We start from the raw sequence: 20,915 nt of genomic DNA on the forward strand, positions 1-20,915 counted from the left end.
TCATGCATTTTGAATCTTTGAGCGACTTTTTCGCTATGGGCGGGTACGCCGGTTATGTCTGGAGTGCTTTCGGCATTACATTTTTATCTATGTTGATAGTACTTTATGTCAGTGTAAAACGTGGCGAGGCACTACTTAAAGAAGTGCAAGCAAAAGTCGATAGACAAGCACGAATTGAAGCAGCTAAGAATTTGGAGAACACACTATGAACCCAAGACGCAAAAAGAGGCTCGGCATTGTTCTTGCGATCTTTATTGGTATCAGCGCGACAATCGGCCTGATGCTTTATGCATTGAACCAAAATATGGATTTGTTCTATACGCCAACAGAGCTTGTTAACGGTAAAGATGACGGTACAAAACCGGAAGTAGGCCAGCGTCTACGTATAGGTGGTATGGTTGTCGTGGGGTCGGTGAATCGTGATCCAGAATCTTTAAGAGTCTCTTTTAAACTGCACGACGTAGGTCCCAAAGTAACCATTCTTTATGATGGGATTCTTCCAGACCTGTTCCGTGAAGGGCAGGGCATTGTGGCGCAAGGTGTATTGAAAGACGCGACGACCGTTGAAGCCTTTGAAGTCTTGGCTAAGCACGATGAAGAATACATGCCACCAGAAATTGCAGAAGCAATGCAGAAGAATCATCAACCTCTTCAATACTCAGAACAACAAAAACAAGGAAGCGGTCAATGATTGCTGAAATTGGTCATTTCGCTCTGATTGTCTCTTTAGCCATGGCAGCGCTGTTAAGTATATTGCCATTGGTAGGAGCATCCAGAAATAACACCATGTTAATGAACACTGCAAGACCACTGTCTTGGGGAATGTTCTTATTACTCTTTATTTCGTTTTGTGCGCTGCTGTGGGCATTTTATACGAACGATTTTACGCTCAACTATGTTGCGTCCAACTCAAACAGCCAATTGCCTTGGTATTACCGTCTAACCGCGGTTTGGGGGGCTCATGAAGGTTCTCTATTATTGTGGGTATTGATCCAAGCGGCTTGGACCATCGCGGTTGCAACATTCAGTCGAGGTATGCCTCAAGAATCGGTTGCCCGAGTACTTGCTGTCATGGGGATGATCAGTGTTGGCTTTTTGCTGTTTGTCATCGTTACTTCCAACCCATTCCTACGTACGCTTCCGTTTTTTCCAGTCGATGGACGTGATCTGAACCCGCTGCTGCAAGATCCTGGTCTGATTATTCACCCACCTATGCTGTACATGGGTTACGTAGGCTTCTCGGTTGCTTTCTCTTTTGCTATCGCATCTTTAATGACTGGTCGTTTGGACACGGCTTGGGCTCGTTGGTCGCGCCCTTGGACGACAGCTGCGTGGCTATTTTTGACTCTTGGTATCGCTCTAGGCTCTTGGTGGGCGTATTACGAACTTGGCTGGGGCGGCTGGTGGTTCTGGGATCCAGTAGAGAACGCGTCATTTATGCCATGGCTGGCAGGTACAGCCCTGATGCACTCTTTAGCCGTAACCGAAAAACGTGGCACCTTTAAAGCGTGGACCGTGTTGTTAGCCATTTCAGCATTCTCGCTAAGCCTGCTGGGTACGTTCCTTGTTCGTTCAGGGATCTTGGTTTCCGTTCACGCGTTTGCTTCGGATCCGTCTCGAGGCATGTTTATCCTCGGTTTCCTAGTCTTTGTTATCGGCGGCTCATTATTGTTGTTTGCGCTGAAAGGGGCTTCGGTACGAGTTCGCGGCAACTTTGCTCTCGCTTCTCGTGAAAATGCTCTTTTAGCCAATAACGTATTACTGATTGCCGCTCTTGTGGTTGTATTGGTGGGCACCTTGCTACCACTAGTGCATAAACAGATTGGTTTGGGCTCTGTTTCTATCGGCGCGCCGTTCTTTGACATGTTGTTTGCGTGGTTGATGATTCCTTTCTCATTCTTGTTAGGTATTGGCCCGCTGATTCGCTGGAAAAGAGATGATCTGTCAGGCTTGATTAAGCCAATGGCAATTTCTGGTGTCGCATCGCTTGCGCTTGCGGGCCTCTGTGTCACCTTGTTCTCTGAATACTTCCAGTTTATGGCGTACTTAGGTTGGGTGATGGCGTTTTGGATCATCTTTATGCATGGCTTTGAGTTGCACGAGCGTGCCACGCATCGTCATAGCTTCTCAGTGGGTATTAAAAAGCTGCAGCGCAGCCACTGGGCGATGATGTTTGGCCATATTGGTTTAGCTGTTTCAGTGATCGGTATCGCAATGGTACAGAACTACAGTATCGAAAGAGATGTACGTTTGGCACCAGGTGAGCACTATGAGATCCAAGGCTATGATTTCTACTTTAAAGGTCTTCGTGACAAAGATGGTCCGAACTACGATGGTTACATTGCTGACTTTGAAGTAACGCGTAATGGTGAGTATGTAAATACGCTGCATGCAGAAAAGCGTTTCTATAACACCGCGCGTTCAATGATGACAGAAGCAGCTATTGATCGTGGCGTAACACGCGATCTGTACATCGCTATGGGTGAACGCTTAGAAGATAATAAGTCTTGGGCAGTTCGCATTTACCACAAACCATTTGTTCGTTGGATTTGGGCGGGTGCATTGCTTATGGCCTTAGGTGGAGCGATTGCAATCAGCGATAAGCGCTACCGTTTTAGAAAGGCTTCGAAGGCTCAGGAGGCATAATGAATAAGAAACATCTATTTATTCCGCTGGTTGTGTTTTTGGGCTTAGTAGCGGTGTTTGCTACTCAGCTTATCAAAAACTCTCATGGTGATGACCCGACCAAACTTGAATCCGTGTTGGTTGGGAAATCTGTTCCTGAGTTTCGTTTAGAAGACCTTGCAGAGCCGGGCAAACTATACGACCAAGAGATCTTTAAAGGTGAGCCTCTGCTACTAAACGTTTGGGCGACGTGGTGCCCAACTTGCTACGCAGAACACCAGTACCTAAATGAGCTGGCTAGCGAAGGCGTTAAGATCATTGGCATGAACTACAAAGATGATCGTACTAAAGCTGTTGGCTGGTTGAATGACTTAGGCAACCCATACCTCATTAGCTTATTTGATGGTAATGGCATGCTTGGTCTAGATTTGGGGGTTTACGGTGCACCAGAAACCTTCTTAATCGATGCTAATGGTGTGATTCGTTACCGCCATGTGGGTGATGTAAACACTCGTAACTGGAACGAAAAACTCAAGCCAATATATGAAGAGTTGCTGGCGGAGGCGAAACAATGAAAAAGTTAATCATTTCACTGTTTGCTGCGCTAACACTCTCGATGGCAGCGCAAGCAGCGATTCAGGTGTATGAATTTGAAACGCTTGAGCAAGAACAACAGTTTAAAGAGTTGGGTAACACACTGCGTTGTCCAAAATGTCAGAACAACACCATAGCTGACTCCAACGCGGAGCTTGCCGTCGACCTGCGTCAAAAAGTGTACGAAATGACCAAGCAGGGCAAGTCGAAGCAAGAAATTATCGACTACATGACGGCACGTTACGGTAATTTCGTTACGTATAACCCTCCGTTTACGGCGGCGACCTCTATCTTATGGCTAGGCCCATTGTTTGTGGTTGTGTTTGGTTTTGGTTTTATCATTCTTAGAAGCCGAGCTAAAAAAGTTCAGCCGAAGAAGAATCAGTCTTGGGATAAAGATAAAGAAGCACGTTTGCACGAACTGCTGAACGAAAAGAACAATGAGGATAAGCAGTAATGACACTTTTTTGGGTAGCTTCGGTTGTTCTTATTGTCTTCAGCTGTATTTTGCTTGCTCTGCCTATATACAGACAAAAAGCAAATAATGATGCGGCTTTACGTGATGAAATGAACAAAGCGTTTTATAAAGACCGACTTTCTGAGTTGAAAGAAGAGACAGATGAAGGCTTAGTTGAGGATCAGCAAGACCTTATTGATGATTTGAAGCAGTCTCTGCTTGATGATATTCCTGCAGACGATAAGCAAGGTACAGGAAGTCAAATCTCTCCTATGGCTGTGTTGATCCCGTCTGTTTTACTTGTGGTTGGTATTTCGTACGGGTTGTACGCCAAGCTAGGTGCATACGACGATGTACAGGAGTGGCATCAAGTATCGGCGAACTTGCCAGCTTTGTCTAAAAAGTTAATGTCACCAGAAGGCGCAGCGTTAAGCGAAGATGAAATGCGCGACTTAACGTTGGCATTAAGAACTCGCCTACACTACGAACCGGAAGATTCAACAGGTTGGTTGTTGCTTGGGCGTATTGCCCTGGCAAACCGAGACGTCGATACTGCCATTGGTTCAATGAAAAAAGCCTACAGCATAGAGCCTAAAGATTCCGATGTGATGCTAGGTTACGCGCAAGCCTTAATGTTGTCTCAAGATGATGTTGACCAAGAAAATGCTCGCCGCATTCTTGGCGATCTTGTCAAGAATGACTACGTTGATTTACGCGTTTTCTCTCTATTAGCTTTTGATGCATTTGAGCGTAAAGACTTCCCTGCGGCCATTCGCTACTGGAGTATTATGCAGCAAATGATTGGTCCTCAAGACAGCCGTTACCAAATGTTAAGTCGCAGTATTGAGAATGCACAGAAACAAATGGGTCAGAAGGTTGGTACTGGCAAGTCTGTATCTGTCACAATCTCCGTAGCGGATAACGTTAATGTCGATCAAAATGCGGCACTGATTGTCTCTATCCATACAGCAGACGGTTCACCTATGCCGGTTGCTGCGGCTCGCTACCCTGTTGGTCAATTACCACGTACAGTGGTTTTAGATGATGGCAATAGCATGATCGCGGAACGTAAGCTATCTGCTCTAGATTCTTTGTTAGTTCGAGTTCGCATCGACAGCGATGGTAATGTCGCAACGAAACAAGGGGACTGGTTTGGTGAGAGTGAAGTCGCTAAAATGGGCGAACCTGTGCAGGTTGTCATCGATAATCAGTACCAATAACCGCCATTAGAAACAATAAAGGCCGGTATTATACCGGCCTTTTTTATGGAAATTATAATAATGAAGAATAGTATTAAGTCTCAGTTTTGGCTAATAATGTGTGCTGCTCTAGCGTTGTCTGGTTGCGCTGGAACGCCACAAGAGGAGAGGGACGGTGAGGAAACATCAGCTGTGTTGGAGTCTGAAGTTAATGACCCGTTCGAAGGCTTTAACCGAACTATGTGGACGATTAACTACGACTATCTAGACCCGTATATTGTAAGACCAGCTGCTGTAGCGTACGTCGATTACACGCCATCTCCGATCCGCACAGGTATTGCTAACTTTTTGGGAAACTTGGACGAGCCTTCCAGTATCGTCAATAACATACTCATGGGCAATGGGGCCAAAGCCGTTGACCACTTTAACCGTTTTTGGATTAACTCTACCTTTGGCTTACTTGGTCTCATTGATATCGCATCAGCGGCAGGCATCACAGATCACAACGAAAAAGCATTTAGCGATGCTGTCGGCCACTATGGCGTTGGTAATGGTCCTTATGTGATGGTTCCGGGGTATGGCCCGTGGACGGTTAGGGAATCAGTGGATGTGGTGGATGGTACCTACGTGCCTCTTTCCTACTTAAATATTTGGGCCGGGTTAGGCAAATGGGCATTAGAGGGGCTAGAGAGCCGTGCGGCCTTAGTACCACAAGAGGCGATGTTAGATAACTCGCCAGATCCTTACGCGTTAACTCGTGATGCTTACCTTCAGCGCCAAGACTTTAAGGCGGAGGTTGAAACGGACGAGTACGATGAAGAAGAGGAAGCGTACTTAGACGAATATCTAGATGATTACTAGGTCAGTTTATAAATACTGAAAAAGAAAGGCTTGGTCACTGATGACCAAGCCTTTTTAATGTACGCATGAAAGCAATAGATTAGAAACGGTAGTTAGCTTGTACACCGATTAGCCAAACATTACCGGTTGTTTCACCGACAAACTTGCCTCCAACAGCTTGTGCTGCATCATCAGAAGCATAACCACGAGATTCGGTGATTGGTGCGTCTTTGGCAATGATATAAGTGAAGCCGCCATCTAGGGTGAATTGCGTGGTGACGTCATAGCTTGCACCTAGGCTTAGCCAAGTACGGTCAGTTTCTGGGATGGTGATCGTACGGTTCTTATCGTTAACTGCTGATGTGTCGTAAGCGATACCAGTGCGTAGTGCCAGCTTTGGATCCACTTGATAAGTTGCACCGACTGCAAAGCGATAGTTGTCTTCCCAGTTTTCCACTTTGACTGTTTGGGAGTCTAGAGTATTTAGATCCGCATATAACTCTTTAAAACTACTCCAATCTGTCCAGTTTACGCTCATATGCATTGCAAGCTGTTCGGTTAATTGGTGGAAGCTAGCTAGTTCAGCAGTTTGAGGAAGTGCTAAATCCATTGAACCTTTATCGTTTGCTACAGGGAAACCTGCTTGTTTCTGGAGAATTTTTGCATTGCCAGAAAGCTTCAGCTCAACCTCTGACTTGTAGCTGAAACCGATACGGTGGTCATTATTGATTTGCCATGCTGTACCAACTTGCCAGCCCCAAGCGGTATCATCACCTTCCATGTATTTTAGGGGGGTGCCCTCATCAAGACCAAAAGCGTTGACCTTTGGTGCCGAGGCCCCAAAGCTGCCTTCACCCATGATATAGCGAACGCCACCACCAATACTAATTGTTTCTGCAACTTGGTAACCAGTATTCAAGTTAGCTTCTACGGTGGTCACACTGGCTTCATCACCAAAGTGTGATGCGGCAAAGCCCGTACCTAATTCGGTTTCCATGCCGTAGTTTGTGCCTAACGCAAAACCGACAGCTAACTTGTCTGAATAGCGATGAGAAATGTATAGGTTAGGAATGATTGCATCGTGAGCGAAGTCTGACGACTTGGCTGAGCTTTTAGGAAGCGTTTTGTTCAATGATTCAGAACCATCAACAGAACCATCCACATCTAAATTTGGGTTTACATAGATTGCACCAACCGAAACTTGCGTACCTTCTAGGTAAGTTAACATTGCAGGGTTGCGCCATTGTGCACTGGCATTGTCAGCCATAGCGGCTTCGCCTGCGTATGCGCGGCCAAGACCTGTTGCTGAGTATTCTGCTAGCTGGAAACCTGCTGCAGTAGCTGTTGACGATACAGTCGCTAAGCCACAAGCCACTGCGAAAGATAAGAGAGTCTTATTCGTTTTCATTGTAATGTTCGCTGAATTCATTCAAATTTAGTCGAACGATCATAAGGTTAGAGTTATTACTTTAGAAATGCTAAGCAGAGAAATGGCTGATTTTAGTGTTTTATACTTATATATTATTTTAGGTAGTTAAAATAACTAGTGTTTTAGCTCATTTGGTTTGATTTCAGCGTACACATGTAGCACTGAACTGCCTTTAGTGATTACAGGTGTAAGCTTAAAATGAGCGAACAAAAATGCATATCTTTGTCCAATATAAAACATATAAAAACAAAAAAGGGCCGGTATAAACCGACCCTTAAGTACATACTTTTGCTTAAGCTTAGAAGCTGCGGCTGTACTGAAGACCCATTAGGATAGCGTCAGCACGCGTTGTACCTTCGACTTGAGTTGCTAAATATACACCTTGGGTGCCTGTAGGAAGAACTTTATTTTCTTTCACCTCAACATCATCACCCATTAGGTAAGTAAAGCCGAAGTCAATGTTTGACTTAGCATCTAGGTGGTATGTGAAGCCAGTCGAGAACCATTGACGGTCAGAATCTGGAACAGAAATTGATGTTAGTTCATCTTGCGCGCTCGTGTCGTACATGTAGCCTGCGCGCAGTGTCCAATCGTTGCTCATGTAGTATGTACCGCCAATAGCGTAGTGCATACCATTTTGCCATTCGTAGTCATTTAGCTTGCCACTTTTTTTGGCTTGAAGTACGTCGAATGAGTCCCAGCCAATGTATTGCACACTGTAGTGTACGGCGAATTTAGTACCTTCTAATTTGTGGTAACCAGAGAACTCTAGAATATCAGGCAACGGCATGTATAGCGTATCTTCGATAGCGCTATTAGAAGCTAAGTAACCAGCATAGTTAATATCACCTTTTGCTTCTAGCTTAGGAGAGTAATGGTACGCTAAACCAAAGCGGTTATTTTCGTTTAGTTCGTACACTGTGCCTAGGTTAAAGCCAAGAGCCCAACCATCTGCATCAACATCAAGAAGTTCCGTTCCGCTGGCAAGAGAACGCTTTAGCTCCCCTTTACCGTAGATAGCGTCAAGACCTGCGCCTACACTCCATTGTTGATTTATACGAAATGAGCCAGCGATGCCCAAGTTAAAGCTTTTGACGTCGGTCGTACCACCGTACTCACCAGCAGGGTAGCTATCAGCAAACTCTGTCTTGGTGCCAAAGTTTGTGTACGCATTGATACCCCATGCAAACTTATCGTTTACAGGCACGATTAGATGGATATTTGGTGCGATTGAAGTATCACCGGCATCGTCGTAATTAGCGCTTGTTTGGGTGGGAGCTTGTAGAGGGTTACCTGCACCATCTACTAATAGTTGTGTGTAAGTTGCATCTTTTACTTCGATCATCGAAGTGATGCTTTCAAAACCAAGTGAAAACTCAGTTTTGTCAAATAGTGCCATTGCTGCTGCGTTACGTGCCATTACAGAAGCGTTATCTGCAATAACTGCGTCACCAGCAAATGCGCGGCCAATACCGGTCGCTGATTGAGCATTAAGTTGGAAACCCGCAGCCATTGCTTGCTGTGAAGCGAGTGTTGCGGTTGTGATTGTCACTGCTAAAAGTGATTTCTTAAACAGACGCGAGTTGTTCATTCTTGCTTTATCCTTATTTTTTCGCCTCTAGGTGGGCGATATTTTTGAGCAAAAGCTCAGTGGTGGCTGATACTAGACTCTAGTATAAAATATAGAAATCCGACCATTGCCAATTAGGGCGATAAAATTAAGGAAATGATGCTTATCTGGCAGGAAAATGCTGCAAAAAACGCCTTTTTAGAGTTAAAGCTCTATAAAATAGCAAAAATAAAGGCTTGAAATAATGTTTCAAGCCTTGAAGTGGATCACAAAATGTTATCATTTTGTTAAATTGATGGTTTGATGATTTTGACTATCTTTTCTGCGATTTTTGCTACGTTTTCACCTTGCTCTCCGACAAGTACCATACTTGTGTTACCCATCGGTTCGACAACCCCAGACATGCCTTTTTGAATAAACTGCTCTGATTGAGCAGAGGCCATACCTGCAATAAACAGGGTGACTTTGCCAAGCTCCCCTTGGAATACCATATGAAGCGCGTTGGATTTACCAAACCCACAATGATTCAGGTAATAGACATGGTATGGAAATTGTTCGCTAAGCTGATGAGCAAAAGGAAGCATTTTTGCATTGATCTGGGCAGATTGGACTTGCTCATCAAGATTATCAACGAAAGGTTTTTCATCTAGAACGTGTTTGATTGCCGTATCAGCAATATTTGCTTGTGCTGGCGGAACCACAAGGTTGCCCCAGTTTATTTGTCCAACTAGTAAGCCCGCGACAAATGCAATTGATGCCGCCATCGCCATCGCTCGTTTGGCAAAGCTAGGGCGTATGATCTTATCTTCTTGCGCTGTTGAGGTTTGATTGAACAGAATACGATCGGCAAGGTCGACAGGCACATCTACCGCCATAGCTTTTGCGATTTGATTATCCAGATCTAAAATTTCATCGGCAAACTTACTATTAGCTTCGCTTCCTTTTATTGCAGCTGTGAGTTCACTGTCTCTATATTTTGGATCGGACATAATGCGACGACGAAATTCTAATTCATCCATTTTTCTGCCCCCTACGATTGTTTTCTGGATCAATCAACTCTTTAAGCTGATTACGCGCTCTGAACAAGCGAGTCATCACGGTATTTTTATTTAGACCTAGTATCGCGCCAATCTCTTCACCACTGAAGCCAGCCACCACTTGTAGAAATAACGGCTCACGGTAATCGACATCAAGCTTCATGATCTGGGCTTGAATCCACTCAGTTTGATGATGTGGATCGTCATTTACTTTGGCTTCATTACCAAAGTCATCAATATCAACTAAGTCCAGTTGCTTACGCTCGAAGCGACGCGCATTTTCTCGTCTTAGAATCGTGATTAACCAAGATTTAGCCGCTTTTTCATCTTGAAGGCTGTCGAGCGACTTCCAAGCTCTCAAGCAAGTTTCTTGCACGAGATCTTCGGAAACCGTTGGATCTTTACACAGCCAATAAGCATAGCGGTATAAGTCTCGGTGATACGCTCTCACTAGCGCTTCATATTTTCTTTGCTTGTCCATATCCGAGTTGACCGGAGGTGGGGACTTTTTCTTCCCAAAGAAGTTAATTATTGACACAAGAGCCTCCCTACCGCTCTGTGGTTTAAAATTTTGCTTACTTTACCAATCAAATAATAGGCAATATTCACAATGGAGGTGGGTATGCAACAAAGAACAGCTAACGGAAGCGAGAACCTAAAGGTAGTGCTACAAAGGTGCTCTATTCACTCCAAATTCGACATATCTGCGATTACTGCCCAGAAACTCCACTAAAATTGATCTACTTCAAAATCTAATGTAATTCAGCGGTTATAGTAACACCTGTCATCTAGTCGGTATCACCGGCGTGTTGAGCAAGATGACACTTCCTTTTGAAGGCTGACTTTACTTTCTCCTAATCAGGAAACTGATTATTTCAATTGGCGTAAGTTAATTGCTTTATACATTCCGACCACACAGTTCTGTGTGGTTTTTTTTTGCCTAAAGAAATGTCATCGTTGCTGAAGCCAACGGATTGCTAAGATCCTGTTATCTCTCTGGTGTTTACCAAATATCTATTTTAGTGTGCCTTTACTTAATAAGGTTCCCTAATCTTTTCGATTCTAAATCACGTTTATTCAAACGATAGTTTGATTGCGTTAACAATCTCGTTACAATACGTGGTCAGACCTCTTATTATCCAAGGAGAAACAATGGGCAGACAGGAGTTGAAGACTCGCTCTGGTGAGCGTGTTGCAATCGTTGCTGGTTTGCGTACCCCATTTGCGCGCCAAAGTACCGAGTTTCGTCAGGTGCCAGCGGTTGACTTAGGCAAAATGGTCGTTAGCGAGCTAATGGCGCGTAGCGAAATCGATCCTAAGCTAATTGAGCAAGTGGTGTTTGGTCAGGTCGTACAAATGCCTGAAGCGCCCAATATTGCCCGAGAGATCGTTTTGGGTACAGGCATGAACATTCATACTGACGCCTACAGCGTGAGCCGAGCGTGTGCGACGAGCTTTCAATCAGCAGTCAATGTCGCCGAGAGCATTATGTCTGGCACGATCGACGCAGGTATTGCTGGTGGTGCTGATTCATCCTCAGTCTTGCCTATTGGTGTCTCCAAAAAACTCGCCTCAAACTTACTTGCTTTAAGTAAAACCAAAACCGTTGGGCAAAAGTTAAAGATTTTAAAAAACCTTTCTTTTAAGGACTTAATGCCAGTACCGCCAGCGGTGGCTGAGTACTCGACAGGCTTATCTATGGGGCAAACTGCTGAGCAGATGGCCAAGTCCCATGCGATAAGTAGAGCAGAACAAGATGCGCTTGCCCATCGCTCACATTCACTGGCTTCTCAAGCATGGAAAGAGGGCAAAATAGAAGGGGAGGTGATGACGGCATTTCCTGAACCTTATAAACAGTGGATCTCGCAAGATAACAATGTCAGACATGACTCGACCCTAGAAGGCTACGCGAAATTAAGGCCAGCCTTTGATCGTCAATATGGCAGCGTGACGGCCGCGAACAGTACACCACTCACCGATGGTGCTGCAGCAATTATATTGATGCGTGAAGGTCGAGCCAAAGAGCTTGGCCTAGATATTATGGGCTATATTCGCTCTTACGCATTTTCGGCTATCGGTGTTGAAAAAGACATGCTGATGGGGCCTTCTTATTCGACGCCATTAGCGCTTGAGCGTGCAGGCATCGAACTGTCAGATCTGACCCTCATCGATATGCATGAAGCGTTTGCCGCACAGACATTATCAAATGTGAAGATGTTCGCGAGTGATAAGTTCGCTCAGGATCATTTAGGCCGCTCAAAAGCGATTGGTGAGATTGATATGGATAAGTTTAATGTGCTGGGCGGTTCAATTGCTTACGGTCACCCATTTGCGGCGACAGGTGCACGTATGATCACGCAAACACTACGTGAGCTGAAACGACGCGGTGGCGGCTTAGCACTAAATACAGCGTGTGCTGCTGGTGGACTGGGTGCTGCAATGGTTCTGGAGGTTGAGTAATGGGCGAACAAAAAGCATTTAATTTAACGATTGATGAGCAAAACATCGCTTGGTTATCGATTGACGTACCAGGTGAGAAGATGAATACGCTTCAAGCGGCATTTGCCGAAGAAATGGAAGACGTGTTTGTACAACTTGATGAGCAGAAGAGCTCGGTTAAAGGCTTAATTCTGCATTCGCTTAAACCTGACAATTTTGTGGCGGGTGCAGACGTTCGCATGCTTGAAGCGTGCACAACAGCTGAAGAAGCTCAAGCACTGGCTGAAAAAGGCCAGCAGATGTTTAAACAGTTGTCTGAGTTGCCTTATCCCGTGGTCGCGGCTATCCACGGGCCGTGTCTGGGAGGTGGCTTAGAACTCGCTTTAGCGTGTGACTATCGCGTATGTACGGAGTCAGATAAAACGCGTTTAGGCCTTCCTGAAGTGCAACTTGGTTTGCTGCCAGGATCAGGGGGGACGCAACGTCTTCCGCGATTGATAGGGCTACTCCCATCACTCGATTTGATCCTGACAGGCAAGCAACTGCGCGCGAAAAAAGCGAAAAAGCTCGGAGTGGTGGATGCGGTTGTGCCAGAAACCATTTTGCTTGATGTGGCGAAAAGTTTTGTAGAAGAGAATACGGGCAAGAAAAAAGCGAAGCGTAAGGCGTCTGCAAAAGAGAAGCTGATGGCGAATACAGGGTTGGGGCGTAAAGTCATTTTCGAGCAAGCGGCGAAAAAGACGAATGATAAAACGCGAGGAAACTACCCGGCAGCCGACGCCATCTTGGAAGTCATTCGCTATGGTTTAGAACACGGGTTTGAACAAGGACAAAAGAAAGAAGCCGAACGCTTCGGTGAACTTGTGATGACGCCAGAATCAAGGGCGCTGCGCTCTATCTTCTTTGCCACAACGGAAATGAAGAAAGAAAACGGCACAGAGGCTCAGCCAAAGAAAGTGGCACGCGCTGCGGTTCTTGGTGGAGGTTTGATGGGCGCAGGCATTAGTCACGTGAGTGTGGCAAAAGCGAAAGTGCCCGTGCGAATCAAAGACGTGTCAAACGATGGGGTACTCAACGCGTTAAAGTACAACTACAAATTGTTTGAAGCACAGCGAAAACGCCGAATTCTGTCGAAAGCCCAGGTACAAGCGAAAATGCTGCAATTGTCTGGTGGTACGGATTTCACCTGCTTTAAACATACCGATATGGTTATCGAAGCCGTGTTTGAAGATCTGGAACTGAAACAGACTATGGTGGCGGATATTGAAGAACATGCTCAACCGACAACCATTTTTGCAACTAATACATCATCGCTACCGATTCATCAAATCGCAGAAAAAGCGCAACGCCCAGAAAATGTGGTCGGGCTGCACTATTTCAGTCCGGTAGAAAAAATGCCACTTGTTGAAGTCATTCCGCATGATGGCACGTCTGACGAAACAGTGTCTACCGTGGTCGAATTTGCACGTAAGCAGGGTAAAACCCCAATTGTGGTGAAGGATAGTGCGGGCTTCTACGTCAACCGCATTTTAGCGCCTTACATGAACGAAGCGGCGCAGGTATTAATGTCTGGCGAGCCAATTGAGCAATTGGACAACGCGCTGCTCAACTTTGGTTTTCCGGTTGGACCAATCACATTGCTTGATGAAGTTGGGGTGGATATTGGCGCGAAGATCATGCCGATTTTGGTTGAAGAATTGGGTGAACGCTTCAAAGGGCCTGATGTCTTCGATGTCTTGCTCAATGATGATCGTAAAGGGCGTAAAAGCGGCAAAGGCTTCTATACCTACAAGGGTAAAAAGAAAGACGTGGATAAGTCCGTCTACAAACTGCTGAGCTTGACGCCTGAGTCGAAATTGCCGGAGAAAGACATCGCGATGCGCTGCGTATTACCAATGCTCAATGAGGCGGTGCGTTGCCTTGATGAGGGGATTATCCGTAGCCCTCGCGACGGCGATATTGGTGCTATTTTTGGTATTGGTTTCCCTCCATTTTTAGGTGGTCCCTTCCGCTACATGGATCAAATAGGAATTAAGAACTTGGTTCAGATCATGAATGAGCACGCACAAAAATACGGCGATAGATTTGCGCCATGTGATGGTCTATTGACCCGAGCTGGTTTAGAGCAGTCTTTTTACGACCAGTAGTTTGGTATCCGACAAGGCGAACGGTAACGTTCGCCTTTTTTCTTATTGAGAGTTATTATCAAGAAAAATACTGAGAAAAGTCTTAAACAGAAGGATTTCAAATGGATGCTTTAGATCTATTGCTCAACCGTCGTTCAATCGCAAAGCTAGCGGCTCCTGCTCCCGAAGGTCAAGCACTAGAGAACATTATCAAAGCTGGCTTAAGGGCGCCTGATCATGCTGGGCTGACTCCATGGCGCTTTGTTATTTCGCAAGGTGAAGGGTTAAACAAACTATCTGATATATTGGTGAAAGCGGCAGTGGCTGAAAACAGCGATGATGCAGTTGTCGAAAAAGTCAAAAATGCGCCATTTCGCGCGCCGATGGTTATCACTGTCATTGCCAACGTGACTCAGCATGAAAAAGTCCCTACATTAGAGCAATACCTGTCTGCCGGGTGTGCGGTTCAAGCGATGCAAATGGCTGCGGTTGCTCAAGGTTTTCAAGGTTTTTGGCGCTCAGGTAAATGGATGTTCCATGAAGAAGTTCACAAAGCGTTTGGCTTGGAAGGGGACGATGAAATTGTTGGCTTCCTGTACTTGGGAACACCGGGCTGTACACCGATGAAAGTGCCAGAGCGTGATTTAAGTAAGTTTGTCGAATACTTATAAGCAGCGCTAACGAAATCAGTCGAAAAGAAAAGAGCTTGGTCGTCAATACCAAGCTCTTTGTCGTTTAGTGGATGTTATAAGCAATCACAAAATCAATAAACAGCCTTACCTTTTCAGGTAAGTGATCTTTATGGTTGTATAACATATAGATATCGCGTGGGTTCGCGCTCCAGTCTTCTAAAACCCGAACCAAACTGCCATCTTCAATGTATTCTTTAATCATCACATCTGGCATGAGTGTGATCCCCAAGCCGTCAGAGCAGGCATTACGCACAACATTTAACGCGTTGGCTTGAAACCGCCCTTTGTCGTTGTTGACGACTGTTTCACCATTTTGGTTGGTGAGTTGCCATTTCAGCAGTGGCGATCCTTTAAGCAAACAGTGTTGGTGCAGTTCTTCAGCATGCTTGGGCGCAGGGTTGGACTGGAGGTAGCAAGGGCTTGCCACCAAAATATCCTCGACGGAACTGAGCTTACGTGCAATCAAGCTGGAATCACGCTGAGGCCCAACACGGAAAATAACATCCCATTCCGTCGGGTCCAGTTGGTCAGAATGGTTGCTGGTTGTCAGCACAATGTTGATGTCTGGGTACGCTTTCATAAACGCGTTAAACATCGGCATCATCATTCTTTTCGTCAGGTTGGATGGCGCAGTAATGCGTATTTTCCCGGCTGCACCGCGGCACTCGTCAGAAATTTCTTCCGCTGTCGAGGTCAGACGATCTAGTAGGGGAGAGCATTCGTTATAAAAACGCTCCCCTGCTTCTGTCAGAGAAAGTTTACGCGCATGTCGGTTGAGTAAGCGGAGGTTAAGGGAATCTTCCAATGCCTGTATACGTCGCGTAATTGTCGCTACAGGGATCATATTTTTCCTGGAAGTTGCTGTGTAGCTCCCATTCTCGACCACAAGCCTAAACAAGTTGAGATCATCTAATTTCATTCTTTCGGACACATATATTTACGAACATGGTTAATTTATATCTATATCAAACGCTAAAGATTGCGTCATATCAACTAGTGTACCGAAATTTGATATTCCACACATCCAGTATGCAACGAGTTTAAATTGTTGCATATTTGTAGAAATGAGCTTTTAGAACTATTTTTTAAAGAGCGTAAAAGCTTATCAATAAAAATAACAAACTAGTCGTACTTAAGTGTTGTGTGAGGCAAAGGTTTATGTACAAGTCAGTAGAAGTGTCTTCCAGTGACGCGTTCAACGTCACTCCGGGAGAGAAACTTATTATGTTGGTTGACGACGATCCTATATTTCGCCGTATAACCTCTTCGTACTTGAGTTCTCAAGGTTATAAGGTCGTAGAAGCGGAAGATGGCCTAGATGGTTTAAGAAAGCTGAGGGATGTTGAGCCAGATTTGATTTTATGCGACTTGTCGATGCCTATTCTTGACGGTATTGAATTTGTCGAAGAAGTCAGCCTAGAGTACCCATCATTGCCGCTTATTGTTGTATCAGCAACGGAAGATATGTCTGATGTTGCCAACGCTTTGAAGTTTGGTATCAAAGACTTTTTGCCCAAGCCGATCAGTAACCACAAGCACTTAATCTGTTCGATAGAAAACACTCTGGAAGATACAGACAACCACTTGAGTGACCAAAGGGACTTTTCAAGTCAATGGTTCAGAGTCGACAGCGGTGAAATGCCCGAAGAGCAGGAGTTGCATTGGCACTTGAAGTTTTTGCAAGAAAACCGAAATGCGGCTAAAGACTTACTCCATGCGCTGCTGCCTGAGAGAGATACCTCGCAAGGTGACTGGCGATGTAGTTATAAGTTGCTACAGTCCGCAGAAGTGATGCCAGTGGTGTTTGATTATGCTTGGTTGATAAACGGACAATTTGCCTTTTATATCGTTGACTCTGCTGCGGATAGTGATGATGGCGCCGCCACCACGCTACTCGTCAGGGCGCTGTTCCATGACTACTTACGTAATTTGAAGTGCTTCAATGCGGATTTAAAAGATCTCGCTTACCTTCTGGAAAATGGCATGAAATGCTATCCGGGGGCGGTTCCGGTAAGAGCGTTATTCGGCGTGGCGGATCTTTCGTCCGGAATGTTATCTCTTCTTCCTGCTGGTCTTGAGTGTATGTTTGCTAATGGATATACATCGAAGCATATCCAAGCCAATACGTTGTTAGGCAACAGCTGTGTGAAAAACTTTATTGAAGAGATGCCCATTCACTCGGCTTGCCAAATAACACTGAACAGTCTGGGAAGCTGCAGTTTCAGTTTAGACATTTACCGAGGGGGTAGCGCGTAATGCGCTGCCTTTATCGAGTTAATTGTTGCTAATAACCCTGTTTTTAGTCGGTGTTTGTTAACTGGCGAATAAGGTATAGTCTGCCAAAACAAAAATGACCCAAAGTGTTAACTGATAATTAACCTTAGGTCGATAAATCGTCACCTACATTAGAGAAGTTATCCCATGGCAGACCAAGACTTTAAAGAACCGTATAATATCTTTTACTTTTTTGGATTTATCGCAGCCCTATTGATCCCAACTCTTCCAGCGACTCTTACTTGGATTCGCGTGGTTAACGGATACGCGGGCTACTAAACTAGACCGGAGCTCACCATCAGTATTCGTAAACTTGCTTTAAATATTGCTGGTAGCATAAGTTTGTGCCTGGGTTTTCTGGGCATATTTCTACCTATTCTTCCGACAACACCTTTTGTCCTTCTTGCTAGCGCCTGTTTCATGCGCAGCAGCCCCACCTTCCATCGTTGGCTTCACCAACACAAAACCTTTGGCCCTATTTTAGATAACTGGCATCGTCACGGTGCAGTGACCAGCAAGGTCAAGATACGCGGCGCGTTGTGTATGGTTGCGAGCTTCGCCTTTTCAATTTGGATTGTGCCTCATTTTTGGTTAAAAATTGTGCTCGTGGTGATGCTAATAATCCTATTGAGCTGGTTTATTCGATTGCCTGTGATTGAGCGCCTTGCTGAGCAGCCAGAAAATCACTAAGATTGCCAAGAAGTGTGCCCACTAACCTGTGGGCGTTTGTATTTAAGGCACGGTGATTTTGAATCAGCAGTATGAGCCTGATTGAAAAGCGACATTGTGCAGATAACCAATGCTACAACTTTGAATGATGGGCACAGCGCCAGTTCAAAGGTAGCCTATCCAAGTAATGAATTATGACAACTGAAACAATCTCACTGATCAAATCTAGCATCAACAGCATTCAGGATTACCCAAAGCCAGGTATTCTTTTCCGCGACGTGACCAGCTTGATGGAAAACGCAGAGGCTTACCAAGCAACCATCGGTCTTTTGCTATCGAAGTACAAAGACATGGGATTCACTAAAGTTGTGGGTACGGAAGCACGTGGTTTCTTGTTTGGTGCACCACTAGCACTAGAGATGGGAGTTGGCTTTGTACCAGTGCGTAAGCCTGGCAAACTACCACGTAAAACCATCGCTCAAACATACGATCTAGAATATGGTACAGATACACTAGAAATCCACGTTGATGCAATTTCGGAAGGTGACAAAGTTTTGGTTGTTGATGATCTTCTAGCGACTGGCGGCACGATTGAAGCGACAGCGAAATTGATTCGTGAGTTAGGTGGTGTTGTTGAACACGCAGCTTTTGTGATTAGCCTTCCTGAAATTGGTGGTGATAAGCGTCTTGAAGGCTTAGGTCTTAACGTTTACAGCATCTGTGAGTTTGAAGGTCACTAATCGGTATTATTCATGAGTTATCTTGCCTTAGCGCGAAAATGGCGTCCTACAAAATTCAGTGAAGTTGTAGGACAAAACCACGTATTAACAGCACTGGAAAACGCTTTAGCTCAAAATAGGCTTCATCACGCTTACCTATTTAGCGGTACGCGTGGTGTTGGTAAAACCACCATTGGCCGATTGTTTGCTAAAGGACTCAATTGCGAAACGGGTATTACCGCGACGCCTTGTGGGCAGTGTGATACTTGTAAAGAAATCGACCAAGGTCGCTTTGTTGATTTATTAGAGATAGACGCAGCGTCTCGCACCAAGGTTGAAGATACTCGTGAACTGCTAGACAACGTGCAGTACAAACCGGCTCGCGGTCGCTTTAAAGTTTACCTTATTGACGAAGTTCACATGCTATCGCGTCACAGTTTTAACGCATTGCTTAAAACATTAGAAGAGCCGCCAGAGTATGTGAAGTTTCTGTTGGCGACGACGGATCCGCAAAAGCTTCCCGTTACGATTTTATCTCGTTGCCTGCAGTTTCATCTGAAGCCGATCAGTGTCGACACCATTCATGAGCAGCTTGACCATATTCTTGCTCAAGAAAGCGTGACATCAGAACCGCGCGCGCTAGGTATGATTGCGCACGCAGCGGATGGCAGTATGCGCGATGCGCTAAGTTTGGCCGACCAAGCGATCGCGTTAGGTAACGGCAGTGTGGGTACCGACAATGTCGCCCATATGCTGGGTACTCTCGATACTGACCAAGCGCTTCACTTGCTAGAGGCAATCAGTTCTAAACAGTCTCAAGTTGCGCTAGATACGGTTGCTCAGTTGGCTCAAAATGGCGTGGAGTGGGATGGTTTGCTACAACAGCTCGCCACTCAGCTGCACCGCTTAGCGATGTATCAGGCTTTACCGTCCAGCTTGGATAAAGCTCAGCCAGATGCAGAGAAGATCGAGCTATTGAGCCGAGCATTAACCCCGCAAGATGTTCAGCTTTATTATCATATTGCGCTGAAAGGTCGTCAGGATTTGCCATTGGCACCGTCTGAACGCATTGGCCTAGAGATGGTCGTTTTGCGCATGATCGCATTTAGACCAGCTTCTCAACCCACGGCAAACGTTATTTCAACTTCTGTGGCATCGGCACCGTCGCAACCAGCTGCACCAAGTAATGCTGCTGCGCCACGCCAAGCTCCGGAGGCACAACCTGTCGCGGCACCACAGCCGTCAAGTCAGTCGCCGATGCAATCTCAGATGCAACCACCAAGCAGTGGCGACATGGCGCCTCCGCCAAGTTACGATTCAGAGCCACCACATTATGATGCACCACCTATGTATGGTGAGCCTCAGAGTGTGCCGCCAGCTCAACCAGAACCACAATCCCAGCCAGAAAGAGGTCAGGTTAGACAGGAGCAGCACGCTGAACCTAAGAGCTCATCGCCTATCAGTGGGCTTCGACATCAACTGCGCTCTCAGCGTAAAGGGTTAACGCCTAGTCAGAGTGGTGAGCCAAAAAAGGCTAAAGCGGCATCTGCAAAACCAGAATCTGTAATCGATCGTGTTGCACAAAAGCGCGGTGGTTCAGAGCAGGTGTCGCCGCTATCAACCCGTCAGTCGATGACGACACCTGAGCCGAAAAAAGACGAGCCGTATCAGTGGAAGCCGACTTTACCGCAGGTTGAGCAAAAAAATGACGAGCTAACGCCAACACAGCTCAAAAAAGCGTTAGAGCATGAAAAAACGCCGGAAATGACGCAAAAGCTGGTGGAAGAGTCTCGTGCTAAAAATCAATGGGCAGAATTGATCAGCCAACTTTCGACGGCAAAACTCACAGAGCAGCTTGCGCTTAACTCTCATTTTGAGAAAAATGGCTCATCTATTTCACTTACATTGAGGCCAGAGCAATCGCACCTCAATACGGATAAAGCGCAAAGTGAACTTCTGCAAGCCATTAATGAAATCATGGGTGAAGAGTGCCACTTAAGCGTTGAAATTGGCGAAAGTGGTGAAACGCCACTAGAGCTGAGAGATAAGCTCTATCAAGGTAAGCTACAACAAGCGTTTACCAGCCTTGAAAACGACAAAAACGTACAGTTTATCGAGACGCGATTTGCAGCGCAGCTCGATAAAGATAGTGTAAGACCGATTTAACTTTTGGGGTTGAAAGCCTTATCGCTTAGCCCCATTTAATATTCCAATGACAAGCTAAATATCTAAGCCATACTAAAAG

General features: G+C 45.5%; 20 protein-coding genes. 15 read left to right on the forward strand and 5 right to left on the reverse strand.

The window, feature by feature from the left end:
- Nucleotides 1–2: 2 nt before the first annotated feature.
- From ccmD to VNE01S_RS14645, 7 genes are read left to right on the forward strand one after another with little or no spacing between them, the layout of a single operon-like run.
- Nucleotides 3–209 (forward strand): heme exporter protein CcmD, encoded by a 207-nt coding sequence (gene ccmD / locus VNE01S_RS14615; RefSeq protein ID WP_053393738.1) that lies wholly within the window; start codon nt 3–5, stop codon nt 207–209.
- Nucleotides 206–691 carry a cytochrome c maturation protein CcmE gene (gene ccmE, locus VNE01S_RS14620; protein WP_053393739.1) on the forward strand — a complete coding sequence of 162 codons (486 nt, stop codon included), beginning with the start codon at nt 206–208 and terminating at the stop codon, nt 689–691. Before ccmD ends, ccmE begins: the two co-directional genes overlap by 4 nt.
- Nucleotides 688–2,646, forward strand: coding sequence for a heme lyase CcmF/NrfE family subunit (locus VNE01S_RS14625; RefSeq protein ID WP_053393740.1), 1,959 nt, complete (start codon nt 688–690; stop codon nt 2,644–2,646). Before ccmE ends, VNE01S_RS14625 begins: the two co-directional genes overlap by 4 nt.
- Nucleotides 2,646–3,200: a DsbE family thiol:disulfide interchange protein gene (locus VNE01S_RS14630; protein ID WP_053393741.1), complete on the forward strand. Its 555-nt coding sequence runs from the start codon at nt 2,646–2,648 to the stop codon at nt 3,198–3,200. Before VNE01S_RS14625 ends, VNE01S_RS14630 begins: the two co-directional genes overlap by 1 nt.
- On the forward strand, nt 3,197–3,676 hold the full coding sequence (locus tag VNE01S_RS14635) for a cytochrome c-type biogenesis protein (RefSeq protein ID WP_053393742.1): 480 nt from the start codon (nt 3,197–3,199) through the stop codon (nt 3,674–3,676). The genes VNE01S_RS14630 and VNE01S_RS14635 overlap by 4 nt, the downstream gene beginning before the upstream one ends.
- Nucleotides 3,676–4,896, forward strand: a complete 1,221-nt coding sequence (gene ccmI, locus VNE01S_RS14640) for a c-type cytochrome biogenesis protein CcmI (RefSeq protein WP_053393743.1) — start codon at nt 3,676–3,678, stop codon at nt 4,894–4,896. The genes VNE01S_RS14635 and ccmI overlap by 1 nt, the downstream gene beginning before the upstream one ends.
- 60 nt (nt 4,897–4,956) lie before the next feature.
- Nucleotides 4,957–5,736: an MlaA family lipoprotein gene (locus tag VNE01S_RS14645; protein WP_174522342.1), complete on the forward strand. Its 780-nt coding sequence runs from the start codon at nt 4,957–4,959 to the stop codon at nt 5,734–5,736.
- A gap of 79 nt (nt 5,737–5,815) precedes the next feature.
- On the opposite strand, the gene VNE01S_RS14650 is transcribed toward VNE01S_RS14645, so the two are convergent.
- The 4 genes from VNE01S_RS14650 to VNE01S_RS14665 form a co-directional block, all read right to left on the reverse strand.
- The gene (locus tag VNE01S_RS14650; RefSeq protein WP_053393745.1) at nt 5,816–7,123 is read right to left on the reverse strand and encodes an outer membrane protein transport protein; all 1,308 of its coding nucleotides are present in this window, start codon (nt 7,121–7,123) and stop codon (nt 5,816–5,818) included.
- 319 nt (nt 7,124–7,442) lie between these two features.
- Nucleotides 7,443–8,735, reverse strand: a complete 1,293-nt coding sequence (locus tag VNE01S_RS14655; protein WP_053393746.1) for an outer membrane protein transport protein — start codon at nt 8,733–8,735, stop codon at nt 7,443–7,445.
- 266 nt (nt 8,736–9,001) lie between these two features.
- Nucleotides 9,002–9,733: a DUF3379 domain-containing protein gene (locus VNE01S_RS14660; protein ID WP_053393747.1), complete on the reverse strand. Its 732-nt coding sequence runs from the start codon at nt 9,731–9,733 to the stop codon at nt 9,002–9,004.
- Nucleotides 9,726–10,232, reverse strand: a complete 507-nt coding sequence (locus VNE01S_RS14665) for a sigma-70 family RNA polymerase sigma factor (protein ID WP_245649901.1) — start codon at nt 10,230–10,232, stop codon at nt 9,726–9,728. The genes VNE01S_RS14660 and VNE01S_RS14665 overlap by 8 nt, the downstream gene beginning before the upstream one ends.
- A 671-nt stretch (nt 10,233–10,903) precedes the next feature.
- Between VNE01S_RS14665 and fadI the strand changes: the two genes are divergently transcribed.
- From fadI to VNE01S_RS14680, 3 genes are all read left to right on the forward strand, one after another.
- Entirely contained in the window at nt 10,904–12,211 is a 1,308-nt protein-coding gene (fadI, locus tag VNE01S_RS14670) for an acetyl-CoA C-acyltransferase FadI (RefSeq protein WP_053393749.1), read from the forward strand.
- Nucleotides 12,211–14,337, forward strand: coding sequence for a fatty acid oxidation complex subunit alpha FadJ (gene fadJ / locus VNE01S_RS14675; protein WP_053393750.1), 2,127 nt, complete (start codon nt 12,211–12,213; stop codon nt 14,335–14,337). The genes fadI and fadJ overlap by 1 nt, the downstream gene beginning before the upstream one ends.
- 101 nt (nt 14,338–14,438) lie before the next feature.
- The gene (locus VNE01S_RS14680; RefSeq protein ID WP_053393751.1) at nt 14,439–14,987 is read left to right on the forward strand and encodes an NAD(P)H nitroreductase; all 549 of its coding nucleotides are present in this window, start codon (nt 14,439–14,441) and stop codon (nt 14,985–14,987) included.
- 64 nt (nt 14,988–15,051) lie between these two features.
- Here VNE01S_RS14680 and VNE01S_RS14685 read toward each other — a convergent pair whose 3' ends face one another.
- Nucleotides 15,052–15,927 carry a LysR family transcriptional regulator gene (locus tag VNE01S_RS14685; protein WP_053393752.1) on the reverse strand — a complete coding sequence of 292 codons (876 nt, stop codon included), beginning with the start codon at nt 15,925–15,927 and terminating at the stop codon, nt 15,052–15,054.
- A gap of 239 nt (nt 15,928–16,166) precedes the next feature.
- Here VNE01S_RS14685 and VNE01S_RS14690 point away from each other — a divergent pair, with 239 nt between their 5' ends.
- From VNE01S_RS14690 to dnaX, 5 genes are all read left to right on the forward strand, one after another.
- On the forward strand, nt 16,167–17,264 hold the full coding sequence (locus VNE01S_RS14690; protein ID WP_053393753.1) for a response regulator: 1,098 nt from the start codon (nt 16,167–16,169) through the stop codon (nt 17,262–17,264).
- Between the two features lie 165 nt (nt 17,265–17,429).
- On the forward strand, nt 17,430–17,561 hold the full coding sequence (locus tag VNE01S_RS19720) for a hypothetical protein (protein WP_156309737.1): 132 nt from the start codon (nt 17,430–17,432) through the stop codon (nt 17,559–17,561).
- 45 nt (nt 17,562–17,606) lie between these two features.
- Nucleotides 17,607–17,972, forward strand: a complete 366-nt coding sequence (locus VNE01S_RS14695) for a YbaN family protein (protein WP_053393754.1) — start codon at nt 17,607–17,609, stop codon at nt 17,970–17,972.
- A gap of 173 nt (nt 17,973–18,145) precedes the next feature.
- Nucleotides 18,146–18,691, forward strand: coding sequence for an adenine phosphoribosyltransferase (gene apt, locus VNE01S_RS14700; protein ID WP_053393755.1), 546 nt, complete (start codon nt 18,146–18,148; stop codon nt 18,689–18,691).
- 12 nt (nt 18,692–18,703) lie between these two features.
- Nucleotides 18,704–20,836 carry a DNA polymerase III subunit gamma/tau gene (gene dnaX / locus VNE01S_RS14705; RefSeq protein WP_053393756.1) on the forward strand — a complete coding sequence of 711 codons (2,133 nt, stop codon included), beginning with the start codon at nt 18,704–18,706 and terminating at the stop codon, nt 20,834–20,836.
- The last annotated feature ends 79 nt before the right edge of the window (nt 20,837–20,915 follow it).

It is taken from the genome of Vibrio nereis NBRC 15637 (genome assembly GCF_001591105.1).
Lineage (GTDB): Bacteria > Pseudomonadota > Gammaproteobacteria > Enterobacterales > Vibrionaceae > Vibrio > Vibrio nereis.

Bases quoted from the DNA above. Each gene is read 5' to 3' on its own strand.
- dnaX (WP_053393756.1), top strand. From the start codon at position 18,704: ATGAGTTATCTTGCCTTAGCGCGAAAATGGCGTCCTACAAAATTCAGT.
- VNE01S_RS14645 (WP_174522342.1), top strand. From the start codon at position 4,957: ATGAAGAATAGTATTAAGTCTCAGTTTTGGCTAATAATGTGTGCTGCT.
- ccmD (WP_053393738.1), top strand. From the start codon at position 3: ATGCATTTTGAATCTTTGAGCGACTTTTTCGCTATGGGCGGGTACGCC.
- fadI (WP_053393749.1), top strand. From the start codon at position 10,904: ATGGGCAGACAGGAGTTGAAGACTCGCTCTGGTGAGCGTGTTGCAATC.
- VNE01S_RS14685 (WP_053393752.1), bottom strand. From the start codon at position 15,927: ATGAAATTAGATGATCTCAACTTGTTTAGGCTTGTGGTCGAGAATGGG.
- ccmI (WP_053393743.1), top strand. From the start codon at position 3,676: ATGACACTTTTTTGGGTAGCTTCGGTTGTTCTTATTGTCTTCAGCTGT.
- VNE01S_RS14650 (WP_053393745.1), bottom strand. From the start codon at position 7,123: ATGAAAACGAATAAGACTCTCTTATCTTTCGCAGTGGCTTGTGGCTTA.
- VNE01S_RS14625 (WP_053393740.1), top strand. From the start codon at position 688: ATGATTGCTGAAATTGGTCATTTCGCTCTGATTGTCTCTTTAGCCATG.
- VNE01S_RS14655 (WP_053393746.1), bottom strand. From the start codon at position 8,735: ATGAACAACTCGCGTCTGTTTAAGAAATCACTTTTAGCAGTGACAATC.
- VNE01S_RS14680 (WP_053393751.1), top strand. From the start codon at position 14,439: ATGGATGCTTTAGATCTATTGCTCAACCGTCGTTCAATCGCAAAGCTA.
- VNE01S_RS14660 (WP_053393747.1), bottom strand. From the start codon at position 9,733: ATGGATGAATTAGAATTTCGTCGTCGCATTATGTCCGATCCAAAATAT.
- VNE01S_RS14690 (WP_053393753.1), top strand. From the start codon at position 16,167: ATGTACAAGTCAGTAGAAGTGTCTTCCAGTGACGCGTTCAACGTCACT.
- apt (WP_053393755.1), top strand. From the start codon at position 18,146: ATGACAACTGAAACAATCTCACTGATCAAATCTAGCATCAACAGCATT.
- VNE01S_RS19720 (WP_156309737.1), top strand. From the start codon at position 17,430: ATGGCAGACCAAGACTTTAAAGAACCGTATAATATCTTTTACTTTTTT.
- VNE01S_RS14665 (WP_245649901.1), bottom strand. From the start codon at position 10,232: ATGGACAAGCAAAGAAAATATGAAGCGCTAGTGAGAGCGTATCACCGA.
- ccmE (WP_053393739.1), top strand. From the start codon at position 206: ATGAACCCAAGACGCAAAAAGAGGCTCGGCATTGTTCTTGCGATCTTT.
- VNE01S_RS14630 (WP_053393741.1), top strand. From the start codon at position 2,646: ATGAATAAGAAACATCTATTTATTCCGCTGGTTGTGTTTTTGGGCTTA.
- VNE01S_RS14635 (WP_053393742.1), top strand. From the start codon at position 3,197: ATGAAAAAGTTAATCATTTCACTGTTTGCTGCGCTAACACTCTCGATG.
- fadJ (WP_053393750.1), top strand. From the start codon at position 12,211: ATGGGCGAACAAAAAGCATTTAATTTAACGATTGATGAGCAAAACATC.